The organism is Terriglobales bacterium, from assembly GCA_035573675.1.
GTDB lineage: Bacteria > Acidobacteriota > Terriglobia > Terriglobales > Acidobacteriaceae > DATMAB01.
The window spans coordinates 54800-66845 of sequence record DATMAB010000020.1 but is presented as its reverse complement, the minus strand read 5'-3'; the positions used below and the strand labels follow the sequence as shown (position 1 = coordinate 66845).

Genomic DNA, 12046 nt, shown 5'->3' with positions numbered 1-12046 from the left:
GGCGGAGCCTTCCTCCTGCCCTTTCACAGCGGGAGCGACAAGGGTGGGCACGCACGCGGGAGGCGCTGAAAGGCGGTGCTATAATCCGAGTTCCCGCGCGGCGAAGGTCCGCGCCGCGCAAGGAGACTGATGATCCGTCGCCTACGCCTGCCGGCGCTGCTCGTTGTGCTGCTGCTGATGGCCGTGCCCGCCGCCGCCGACCAGGCCAAGAAGCTCTTCAACCAGGGCCGGGACGCCGAAGCCCGCGAAGACTACGTAGCCGCGTACGAACTCTACAAACAGGCGTTCGACCTGAAACCGCGGGAGCTGAAATACAAAGCGGCGCTGCAGCGCTCGCGCTTCCGGGCGTCGGCCGTGGTGGTGAAGCGCGGCCAGGAACTGCGCGACCAGGGACGGCTGGAAGAGGCCATGGCAGAGTTCTTGCGGGCGCTCTCCATCGATCCCTCGAGCGCCGTGGCACGGCAGGAGATTGAACAGACCCGGGCGCTGATGCAGAAGCCGGCCGGGGCGGCCGCAGCGCCGGTCGGCGACGACGTGCTGCGGCGCAAGGTGCAGCAGGCGGCCGGGCCGGTGGAACTGGCGCCGATCGCCAATATCCCCGTCAACTTGCGGCTGACCGAAGACACCAAGGTCATCTATCAGACGATCGCAAAGCTGGCGGGGATCAACGTACAGTTCGACCCCGACTATGTTTCGCGGCGCATCGCGATCGAACTGAACGGGGTGACGCTGGAGGAGGCGCTGGAGATCCTGGCGCTGCAGTCGAAGACGTTCTGGAGCCCGGTGACGCCGAACACCATCTTTGTGGCCGCCGACACCACGGCCAAGCGGAAGGAGCTGGAGCCGAACATCATCCGCACGTTTTACGTTTCGAACCTGGCGCAGCCCAACGAGTATCAGGAAATAGTGAACACCATGCGGACCGTGCTGGAGCTGAGCCGGATCACACCGCTGCCGACGCAAGGAGCGATCGTGGTGCGCGGGACGCCCGACCAGGTGGCGCTGGCGGAGAAGCTGATCAACGACATCGACCGGGCCAAGCCGGAGGTGATCGTGGAAGTGGCGGTGATGCAGGTGGCGCGCGACAAGCTGCGCAACCTGGGCATCCAGCCGCCGCAGAGCGCCAGCATGCAACTGCAGGGAACGACCACGACCACGACGCAGGGAGGAACAACCAGCACCACCAACACACCGGGCACGGTGACGCTGAACCAACTTGCGAATCTGGACGCCAACGACTTCCTGGTGACCATCCCGGCGGCGACGGCGAACTTCCTGTTCACCGATTCATCGACGAAGCTCATCCAGAACCCGATTATCCGGGCGTTGGACGGGCAGAAGGCGTCGCTGAAGATCGGCGACCGCGTGCCGGTGGCGACGGGGTCGTTCCAGCCGGGGATCGGCGGCGTGGGCATCAACCCGCTGGTCAACACGCAGTTCCAGTACATCGACGTGGGCGTGAACATCGACATCACCCCCAAAGTGCACGGCAGCCGGGAAGTGACGTTGAAGGTGATGCTGGACATTTCGGCGGTGACTTCGCGGGTGAACATCGGCGGGATCGACCAGCCGGTGATCGGGCAGCGCAAGGTCGAGCATGAGATCCGGCTGCGCGAAGGCGAAGTGAACCTGCTGGGCGGCATCCTGGAAGAGCTGGATACGAAATCAGTGAGCGGATGGCCCGGGCTGGCGCAGATCCCCATTCTGCGGTACCTGTTCTCCTCGGAAAACGTTGAGCACCGGGAGAACGAACTGGTGTTCGCGCTGACGCCGCGCATCGTGCGCGTGCCGCAGATCAGTGAACTGAACGTGCGGCCGGTGGCGGTCGGCACGGGAACCGGCATCGACCTGCGGCGAGCTTCCTCGGCGCCTCCCAATGCCATGACTCCAACGGCAGGAGCGGCAACACAACCGGCGGCACCGACCCCGGCGACGCCGCCGCAGGCGACTCCCGCGCCGGCGACGGACGGCGGCGCGCGCCTGGGTTTCGAGCCGGCGTCGGTGACGGCGGCTGCGGGCGCCACCTTCGCGCTCAATGTCGTGCTGAGCGGCGGGCAGGGCGTGTACGCGGTCCCTCTCCAGATCTCCTATGACGCCAATGCCTTGCAGTTGCTGAACGTCTCCAACGGCGGATACCTTTCGCAGGACGGGCAGGCGGTGGCGCTGGTGCACCGCGACGATCCGCTTGGGTCGCTGCAGATCTCGGCCAGCCGGCCTCCGGGCGTGGGAGGGGTTTCCGGCGACGGCGCCGTGTTCACCCTGACCTTCCTGGCCAAGACTGCGGGCCAGTCCACGGTGAGCATCACGCGGCCGGGAGCGCGCGACGCGGCCATGCAGGCCATCCCGGTGACGGCGACGACGGCGACGATAACGATTCAGTGATTTGGTGATTGGGTAATTTGGTAATTGAATCATTGAGTCACTACGTATCCCGGCGAGTTTCAACCCGTTCTCGCGCCATGACGGCACCATTCGACAGTGAGAGAATATCTGTATGAAGCAGCGGGCTAAAGCGACGCTGGCGGGGATGCGCGGGCTGACGCTGGTGGAGCTGATCATCGCCATCACCATCCTGCTGGTGCTGACGGGCGCGGCGCTGCCGCTGGCGCGCGTGCAAATCAAACGCCAGCAGGAGAAGGAACTGCGCCGGGCGTTGTGGGAGATGCGTGACGCCATCGACCGCTACAAGGAAGCGGCCGACCGCGGCGCCTTCCAGATCAAAGTGGGCACCGAGGGGTATCCTCCCGATCTCCAAACCCTGGTGGACGGAGTGGACGTGCAGGGCAAGAAAGTGCGCTTCCTGCGGCGCATCCCGGTGGATCCCATGACCGGCGGGACAGACTGGGGCCTGCGCTCGATGCAGGACGATCCTGACTCGCGCTCGTGGGGCGGAGAGAACGTCTTCGACGTCTACACCAAGTCAGAGGGCGAGGCCCTGGACGGGACCAAGTACCAGGAGTGGTAAGACACGTTTCTTTTCCCTCAGGGGCTAAAGCCCCTGTCGCTTAGAGACGGTTACGGCATGGTCGCTGCGCGAGTCGGGCTTGAAAGCCCGACCTGCCGAGCCGTGCCCTCCGAAAGATGAGGACGGGTTGGTGAAACGGGGTGCTATCGGACAACGCGGGTTCACCCTGGTGGAGCTGATGGTGGTGATCAGCATCATCCTGATCCTGATCTCCATCGCTGTCCCCATCTACCAGCAGACGGTGCTGCGCTCACGGGAGGCGGTGTTGAAGCAGGACCTGCAGACTATGCGGGAACTGATCCAACAGTACACGCTGGACAAGCAGCGCGCGCCGCAGTCGCTGCAGGATCTGGTATCCGCGGGATACCTGCGCGAGATCCCCATGGACCCCATCACGCGCTCACGCGAGACCTGGGTGGAAGTGCAGGAGGACACGCTGTTGAGCGTGGACCAGACAGAGCCGGGAATCGTGGACGTGCACAGCGGGAGTGAACTGGTGAGTTCGGAAGGCACCCCGTACAGCGAGTGGTGAGCACGATGTGCGAGATGTGCCAGTTCCAGTTCGCGATGGACCATGAGACCAAGGCCAAGGGCAACGTGCCGTGCCCGAGGTGCGCCAACTTCTACGTGCCGCCGGGCCAGGAGTCGTGCTACCACTGTTTCGCCGAGGAGAACCTGAACGAGAAATGCCGGCGATGCAGGCGGAAAGGCGCCAAGCGCCGGACGACAAGGGTGAATTGAGGCGCTACTTCATCCCCTCCACAAGGTAGAGGTCCGACAGGATGCGGCGGTAGGTATAGACGATGGTCTTGCCGTCGGGAGTGACCAGGAAGTTGTCCATGCGATACGTGCCGGCAGGATCGGGCGGCGCGACCTCCTTCCAGAATTCCTTGCGTCCGGTGAGGACGTCGGTGCGGTAAAGGCTGGCCGGCACGCCGCCCTCGCGCACGTACCAGGCCTTACCGTCGGCGGAAAGGCCTGCAACCGGTCCGGATGGACACGGGATTGGCCGTGCAGCTCCGCCCCTGATCGGCAAGAGGCTGCACTGAGAGGAAGCAACCGTGGCTACGGCGATGTGCTCGCCGTCCGGCATGGCGAAGATGCCGCGCGGCCCGCCTGGCACCGCCTCACTGGGAACCTCCTTGACCTCGCCGCCGGGGAAGTCCATGAGGTAGAGCTTGCGCTCGCCGGTCGGTGGCGCGGCGACCAGAAACAAGCGCTTGCCGTCAGGGAACCAGCCGGTTCCGAAGAACCAGATGTTTTGGACCGGAACCGGCTTGGCCTCACCGGCGCCCGTGGGAAGAATCGAAGCCTTGCCGTCGAGGTCGCGAACCATCGCCCACTTGGTATCCGGAGACAGGGAGAGGCCGAACCCGCCTCCCAGGCGCACCGGAGGAGAGCCATCCAAGCGGCGCAGGAAAACGGCATGTTCTGGCCCGCCGCCCTCGCCAGTCTCATCGAATAGGATGGTCTTGCCGTCGGCGGAAAGATCCCGGGCAAAGGAGCGGTCGAACCAGGACCAGTCGCGCCCCGTGGCATCCTCGGGAGACAGGGCGATGATGCCGCGGCGCTCGGACTCGTGAGCGAGCAGCATGCGGCCGTCGCGGCTGACATCGGCGAGCGTCAGGACTCCGACATCCCGGTGGACCACACGGACCTTGCCGCTGAAAGAAATCGCGTAAACCGAGCGCCCCGCTTCGCTGGCATCGTGGGCGGCGGTGTACCAAATCTCGTCCCCGGTCGGAGACCAGGCCAGCCCCCGTTCCGACCAGTTCTCCACCAGTCGCGTGACTTTCCCGTCCCGATCGACGACCGCCACGAAGCCCTGATCGTCCCCTGCACCGGGATGATCGAGGAAAGCGATGAGATCGCCCTTGGGGGAAATACGGATGTTGCCGATGAAGCCATCACGAGTGCTGTAAAGGGCCTTGCCGATGGGATACTCAAGCTGCTGCCCTCCCTGGGGCAGGTAGCGGACGACAGCGAGGGAGGAGCCGTCCGGAGACCAGTCGGCTTCGGCGACGTCCTCCAGCACCTCGCGGGGTGCGCCGCCTGCCAACGGCACACGGGCCAGCGTGCCCCGTGAGGCGAAGGTCTGGGCGAACCTGTGATTTAGGAGAATGGCCAACTCCCCGGTGGAAGAAATGGCCAGCAGGTCGGCGCCCGCGAATCCTAGGGAGCGCGATTCCGGGCTTTCGGGCCGGGTGGAGAATACCTCCATGGGTTTTCCGTCCCAGGTGGCGCCGTACACGATGGTCCGGCCGTCGGGTGCGAAGCGAGCTGTCCATACAAAGCCGCGACGAAACGTCAACCGATGGGAACCGCTCTGGGTGGGGGCCGGGCCGGTCGCAAGATTCCTTCCCGCCACGAAAGCGGCTGCGACCAGAGCCAGCAGGGCGGCCGCCGTCAGCAGGGGCCTCCAGCGCGCGCGGGCTTGGGCTTCTTCGGCGGCGCGCACGGCCGAGGTCGCACCGGAGATGCCGGAGAGACGTTCCAGATCGAAAGCAAGATCACGCGCGGACTGGAAGCGCTCGGCCGGGTTCTTCTCCATACAGTGGCGCACGATGTGCTCGGCGCCCGGAGGCAGATTGCGAACGGTGTCGGAGATTTCGGGCGGATCCTCGCGCAGAATGGCGCTGGCCGTGTCTGCGGGCGTCTCGCCGCGGAAAGCGCGGCGTCCGCTGAGCATCTCGTAGAGAATCGCGCCCAGGGTGAAGATGTCGGTGCGATGGTCGGTGGGCAGGCCGCGGACCTGCTCGGGCGACATGTAGCCCATGGTGCCCATCACCGTGCCCGGATCGGTCTGGCTGGGCATGGTAGGAGCGCTGGTGGCAGCGCCCGCCGTCTCCGCATGGGTGAGCTTGGCGAGGCCGAAGTCGAGGATCTTGATGCCGCCATCGCGCGGGAGAAAAAGGTTCTCCGGCTTCAGGTCGCGATGGACAATGCCCTTGTCGTGGGCCGCGGCCAGGCCGCGCGCGATCTGCATGGCGTAGTCCAGGGCCTTGCGCGCGGGAAGGGGACCGGCGCGGAGTGCGTCGCGCAGCGTCTCGCCTTCCAGCAGCTCGGTGACCACGTAGGGCGCGCCTTCGTGCACGCCCAGCTCGTAGACCGCCAGGATGTTGGTGTGGTTGAGGGCGGCGGCGGCGCGGGCCTCCTGCTCGAAGCGGCGCAGGCGATCGGCGTCCTCAGCGAAGCGGGCCGGCAGGACCTTGATGGCGACGTCCCGCTCCAGGCGGCGGTCCCGGGCGCGATAGACCTCGCCCATGCCGCCGGCGCCAATGAGCGAGACGATCTGATAGTTGCCCAGCGTCTGTCCCGCTGCGACGACGGGCCTGTTGCCGGTGGCGCTCACGCGTGGGGGCATCTTACGGACAGATCGCGCCGCGGTCAAACGCTCCCTGGCCCGTTGAATGCTCTCCGGGAAACCACTAACATCTCAGCCATGCCGGTGGAGACGGAGACCAGCAAGTCTGTCTACGCGCCCGTCAAGGCCCCGCGGGGCACGGCCATTTCCTGCAAAGGATGGGCGCAGGAAGCGGCCATGCGCATGCTCATGAACAACCTCGACGAAGAGGTCGGCGAGCGTCCGCGCGACCTGGTGGTATACGGCGGTACGGGGAAAGCGGCGCGCAACTGGGAGTGCTACCACGCCATCGTCGCCGCGCTAAGGGCGCTGGAGAACGACGAGACGCTGCTGGTGCAATCGGGCAAGCCGGTGGGCGTCTTCAAAACCCACGACTACGCGCCTCGCGTATTGATCGCGAATTCCAACCTGGTCGGCCACTGGTCGAACTGGGAGAAGTTCAACGAACTCGAGCGCGCGGGCCTGATGATGTACGGGCAGATGACGGCAGGCTCGTGGATCTATATCGGATCACAGGGCATCGTGCAGGGGACGTTCGAGACGTTCGCCGCCGCGGGCGAAAAGCATTTCGGTACGCTGGAAGGGAAGCTGGTGGTCTCGGGCGGCATGGGTGGGATGGGCGGCGCGCAGCCGCTGGCCGCCACCATGGCGGGCGCGGCGTTCCTGGGTGTGGAGGTGGATCCGGAGCGCATCAAGAAGCGCCTGAAGACCGGCTACTGCGACTTCATGGTCAACTCGCTGGACGAGGCGCTGCGCATCCTGAAGAACGCAGTGCGCAAGAAAGAGGCCGTCTCCGTGGGGCTGGTGGGGAACTGCGCCGACGTGATCCCGGAACTGGCGGAGCGCGGCGTGGTGCCCGACCTGCTCACCGACCAGACCTCGGCCCACGACCCGCTGAACGGATACATCCCGCAGGGGCTGACAGTTGAGCAGGCAGCGGAATTGCGCCGGCGCGATCCCAAGGGCTACCTCGAACGGTCGCTCGATTCGATTGCGCGGCACGTCGAGGGCATGCTGAAGCTGATGCGCATGGGCGCGGTGACCTTCGACTACGGCAACAACATCCGAACCTTCGCGTTCCAGCGTGGCGTGAAAGACGCCTATGCCTTCCCCGGATTCGTGCCGGCATACATCCGGCCGCTGTTCTGCGAGGGGCGCGGGCCGTTCCGCTGGGTGGCGCTGTCGGGCGATCCCGCCGACATCGCCGTGACTGATGACCTAGTCCTGTCGATGTTCCCGGCGAACCCCATTCTCGACCGCTGGATCAAGCTGGCGCGCAAGCGCATCAAGTTCCAGGGACTGCCGGCGCGCATCTGCTGGCTGGGGTATGGCGAGCGCGCGCAGTTCGGCCTGGCCATCAACGACCTGGTCAGGAAGGGCAGGCTCAAGGCGCCGGTGGTCATGGGGCGCGACCATCTCGATACCGGCTCGGTGGCGTCTCCGTACCGCGAGACTGAAGCCATGAAAGATGGCTCAGACGCCGTGGCCGACTGGCCTCTGCTTAACGCGCTGCTGAACACGGCGAGCGGCGCGAGCTGGGTCTCCATTCACAACGGAGGCGGCGTGGGCATCGGGTACTCGCTGCACGCCGGGCAGGTCACCGTGGCCGATGGCAGCGAGGCCATGGCGCGGAGGATCGAGCGTGTTCTGACCAACGACCCCGGCATCGGTATCGCGCGGCACGCCGACGCAGGGTACGAAGAGGCGATCGGGTTCGCGGAAAAGAGGGGCGTGAACATACCGATGCGGCGAAAAGAGTAATGGCCAAGGCCTCCCCGCTCCTCCTCACCAACATCCGCCAACTGCTCACCGTACGCTCGCCGAATCCCAAATCCACAGGGCCGCGCCGCGGGGCGGAACTGAACGACGTCGGGTTGATCGAAGACGCGGCTGTGCTGTGCGCCGAGGGGAAGATTGCCGCGGCTGGCAAGCGGCGCGAGGTGGGGCGGCATCCATTGCTGAAGTCGAAAGGGAAGGGAAGAGTCCGCGAATATGACTGCGGCGGCGGCGTAGTGCTACCCGGCTTCGTGGATGCGCACACGCATCCGGCGTTCGTGGCGCCGCGGCTGGTGGATTTCGAGCAGCGCGTAGCGGGCGCGAGCTATGAGCAGATCGCGGAGAAGGGTGGCGGAATCCGGTCCAGTGTCGAATCGGTGCGCAAGGCGACGGTGAAAGAGCTTGCGGAACGAGTGCTCGCCGCGCTCGAACACATGGGCGCGCAGGGCACTACCACGGTGGAAGCGAAGTCAGGCTACGGGCTGAGCACCCAGGCGGAACTGAAGTCGCTGGAGGCCATCGCACAGGCGGCGCAGCGCTGGCCGGGCACGGTGGTGCCGACGCTTCTGGGCGCGCACGTCGTCCCGAAAGAATTCCTCGGCAAGCCGCAACAGTATGTGCGCGAGGTCACAAAGAAGATGATCCCGCAGGCGGCGAGGCGCAAACTGGCGGCGTTCGTGGATGTTTTCGTCGACCACGGTGCATTCTCGCTCGCCGATGCCGAGCAAATCTTCGAAGCAGCCACTGGGCACGGACTGGGTGTGCGGGTACACATCTGCCAGTTCACCGCCAACTCGGTGTGGCCGCTGCTGCGGTTCCATCCCGCGTCGCTCGATCACATGGACAACGTCATCGAGGAGGACCTGCCGCAACTGGAGCGACACGGCACCATCGTCACGCTGGTGCCGGCGTCGAACTATTTCCTGGGTCTGGGGACGTATCCGCCGGCGCGGCGGATGATCGACGCGGGCGTGGCGGTGGCCCTGGCCACCGACTACAACCCCGGCACCGCACCCACGCGCAGCATGCCCTTCGTGCTTTCGCTGGCCTGCACGCAGATGAAGATGACGCCAGCGGAGGCGATTGCGTCGGCGACGATCAACGGTGCGCATGCGCTGCGGCTGGCGCACCGCACAGGCTCGATTGAACCCGGCAAGGACGCCGATTTCGCCCTGTTCGACGTCGCTGACTATCGCGAGATTCCGTACTGGATCGCGGAGAATCGTTGCCGGGCGACCGTGTTCGGCGGCCAGCTCTGCGTTTGACGATTTTTCGGCTGTCGCTTCTAATGAAAGAGCCGCTTTTGAATCCCCGGCTGGAGTTCCGATGAGAACGACCGCAGTCTTTTGTCTGTGCTTTGTCCTGCTGTCGCCCGCATTTGCCAGGCGCCTTCCAGGCAACGTAGTTCCAGAACATTACGAGCTAACCTTCAAGCCCGACTTGAAGGCGGCGAAGTTCGCCGGTGAGGAGACCATCCGCGTCAACGTGGCGCGGCCCACTTCGACCGTGACACTGCATGCGCTGGAGATCGAGTTTCACGAGGTCACGATCGCGCAGGCAGGCAAGAAGCAGAAGGCCGAAGTCGCTCTCGATCCCAAGGCCGAGACGGCAACGTTCGCCGTCGGCAAGGCGCTCCAGCCCGGCCCGGCGGAGATTCACGTCCGTTACGCGGGCATTTTGAATGGCCAGTTGCGCGGCTTCTACCTGAGCAAGGGCAAAGGGCGCAACTACGCCACCACGCAGATGGAGCCCACGGACGCGCGGCGCGCGTTCCCATCCTTCGACGAGCCGGCGTTCAAGGCGACGTTCGCCATCACCCTGGTGGTGGACCAGGGTGATACCGCGATTTCGAATGGCCGCATCGTGTCGGATACGCCGGGACCGGCGGCCGGGAAGCACACCCTGCGGTTCTCCACCACGCCGAAGATATCCACGTATCTCGTTGCCATGGCAGTGGGCGACTGGAAGTGCTCGGAGGGAGCGGCCGACGGCATTCCCATCCGCATCTGCGCAACGCCCGAGAATGCTCACCTGACGAAGTATGCGCTGGCTGCGGCCGAGCAACAGGTGGCGTACTTCAATCAGTACTTCGGCATCCGCTATCCGTTCGAGAAGCTGGACGTGCTGGCGGTTCCGGATTTCGAAGCCGGCGCCATGGAAAACGCCGGCGCCATCTTCTATCGCGAGAGTTCGCTGCTCGCCGATGAATCTACGGCCTCGGCAGCAACCAAGCGCGGCATCGCAGGCATCCTGGCGCATGAGATCGCGCACATGTGGTTCGGCGACCTGGTGACCATGAAATGGTGGGATGACATCTGGCTTAACGAAGGCTTCGCCACCTGGGCAACCAGCAAACCGCTGAAGGCGTGGAAGCCGGAATGGCAGCGTGAAGTGCAGGACGTGTACTCCTCGGGAACCGCGCTGTCGCTCGATTCCCTGGCCAACACGCGGCCCATTCGCCGGCAGGCGGAGACGCGCGAAGAGATCAACGAACTGTTCGACGGCATCGCTTACTCGAAGACGGCCGCGGTCCTGCGCATGGTGGAGAACTACTTGGGCGAAGAGACGTTCCGGCGCGGTGTGCAGGCCTATCTGAAAAAGCACTCCTATGCCAACGCCACCGCAGAAGACTTCTGGAACACCCTGGCGCAGGAGTCCGGCAAACCGGTGGATGCCATCATGCGCAGCTTCGTGGACCAGCCGGGCACGCCCCTCATCCGTGTGCGCGTTACCTGCGAGAAGCACGGCGGAATGATCGAGGCCCAGCAACAGCGCTTCTTTTTCGATCGCCAGGCGTTCGAAAAGGGAAGCGATTCGCTGTGGCAGGTACCCTTGTGCCTGCGCGGGCCGGGCGATGCGGCTCCGCGGTGCGAAGTCATGACGCAGCGCAAGCTGACGTTCATCGAGGAGAGCTGCCGGCCGTGGATGCTGGCCAATCCCGCCGGCACCGGCTACTACCGCGTGGCCTACGACAGCGAGTCGCTGCGCAGCCTGGCGCACGCGATGCAGGCCGAACTGAGCCCCGGCGAGCGGCTTTCCCTGCTGAACGACCAGTGGGCGCTGGTGCGTGTGGGCGAGCAGCAGATCGGCGATTATCTGAGTTTTGCCGAGGGCTTCCGCGACGAGCGCACACGGGTGGTGATGTTCACGCTGACCGGGCGGCTGGATTACATCGGCGATTATCTGCTGAACGATGCCACGCGGCCGAAATACCAGGCCTGGGTGCAGCACCTGCTGCGCCCCACGGCACAGAAGTTGGGATGGCAGCCGCGAGCCAGCGAAAGCGACGAAGTCCGCAGCCTGCGGGCTTATGTGCTTATGACGATGGGCCGCACTGGAGGCGACCCGGAAGTTCGGGCGCAGGCGCGCGAGCTCGCCGAGCAGTACCTGGCTGACCCGAAGTCAGTGGACGCGACGCTGGCCGAAACCGTGCTCAGCCTGGCCGCGCTGGATGGCGATGCCGCACTCTACGATAAGTATCTGGTGAAGATGGAAAGTGACCTGGCGCCGGAAGAGCGCGAACGCTATCTGGATGCGCTGACGTACTTCACCGACCCGGCGCTGGTACGGCGGTCGCTGGAGTATGCCGTCTCCGAAAAGATGCGCAACCAGGACTCACCCGGCTTCATCGAGGAGATCCTCGAGCACCGGGAAACGCAGGCCGTGGCGTGGGACTTCGTGAAGGCCAACTGGCCGCGGGTGGAGGCGGCGCTCACCATCGGAAATGCGCGCGATGTGGTGCGGGCCGTGAGCACGTTCTGCGAAGCCCCGGCGATTGCAGATGCCAGGGCCTTCTTCGCCGCCCATCCCGTGCCGGCGGCCGAGCGCACCATGCGCCAGGCGCTGGAGACCGCTAGCAACTGCATCGATCTGCGCGCGACCCAGCAGCAGAGCCTGGCGGCGTGGCTGGCGGGGCGGGCCGAGGGAGCGGGAAGATAGGC

General features: G+C 65.3%; 8 protein-coding genes. 7 read left to right on the top strand and 1 reads right to left on the bottom strand.

Translation table 11 applies throughout. The features are described 5' to 3' along the window. Window positions 1-129: 129 nt before the first annotated feature. The 4 genes from VNK82_09595 (at window position 130) to VNK82_09580 (ending at window position 3706) form a co-directional block, all read left to right on the top strand. Window positions 130-2382, top strand: coding sequence for a cohesin domain-containing protein (locus tag VNK82_09595; GenBank protein ID HXE91202.1), 2253 nt, complete (start codon window positions 130-132; stop codon window positions 2380-2382). Between the two features lie 112 nt (window positions 2383-2494). Continuing rightward, window positions 2495-2965 (top strand): type II secretion system protein, encoded by a 471-nt coding sequence (locus VNK82_09590; GenBank protein HXE91201.1) that lies wholly within the window; start codon window positions 2495-2497, stop codon window positions 2963-2965. A gap of 130 nt (window positions 2966-3095) precedes the next feature. Continuing rightward, window positions 3096-3497 (top strand): prepilin-type N-terminal cleavage/methylation domain-containing protein, encoded by a 402-nt coding sequence (locus tag VNK82_09585; GenBank protein ID HXE91200.1) that lies wholly within the window; start codon window positions 3096-3098, stop codon window positions 3495-3497. Between the two features lie 5 nt (window positions 3498-3502). Continuing rightward, window positions 3503-3706: a hypothetical protein gene (locus VNK82_09580; protein HXE91199.1), complete on the top strand. Its 204-nt coding sequence runs from the start codon at window positions 3503-3505 to the stop codon at window positions 3704-3706. Between the two features lie 4 nt (window positions 3707-3710). Here VNK82_09580 and VNK82_09575 read toward each other — a convergent pair whose 3' ends face one another. Next, window positions 3711-6329: a protein kinase gene (locus VNK82_09575; protein HXE91198.1), complete on the bottom strand. Its 2619-nt coding sequence runs from the start codon at window positions 6327-6329 to the stop codon at window positions 3711-3713. A 78-nt stretch (window positions 6330-6407) separates the two neighbouring features. Between VNK82_09575 and hutU the strand changes: the two genes are divergently transcribed. The 3 genes from hutU (at window position 6408) to VNK82_09560 (ending at window position 12044) form a co-directional block, all read left to right on the top strand. After that, the gene (gene hutU / locus VNK82_09570) at window positions 6408-8090 is read left to right on the top strand and encodes a urocanate hydratase (protein HXE91197.1); all 1683 of its coding nucleotides are present in this window, start codon (window positions 6408-6410) and stop codon (window positions 8088-8090) included. Continuing rightward, window positions 8090-9370, top strand: a complete 1281-nt coding sequence (gene hutI, locus VNK82_09565) for an imidazolonepropionase (GenBank protein HXE91196.1) — start codon at window positions 8090-8092, stop codon at window positions 9368-9370. Before hutU ends, hutI begins: the two co-directional genes overlap by 1 nt. Window positions 9371-9431: 61 nt before the next feature. Beyond that, window positions 9432-12044: a M1 family metallopeptidase gene (locus VNK82_09560; protein ID HXE91195.1), complete on the top strand. Its 2613-nt coding sequence runs from the start codon at window positions 9432-9434 to the stop codon at window positions 12042-12044. Window positions 12045-12046 lie beyond the last annotated feature (2 nt).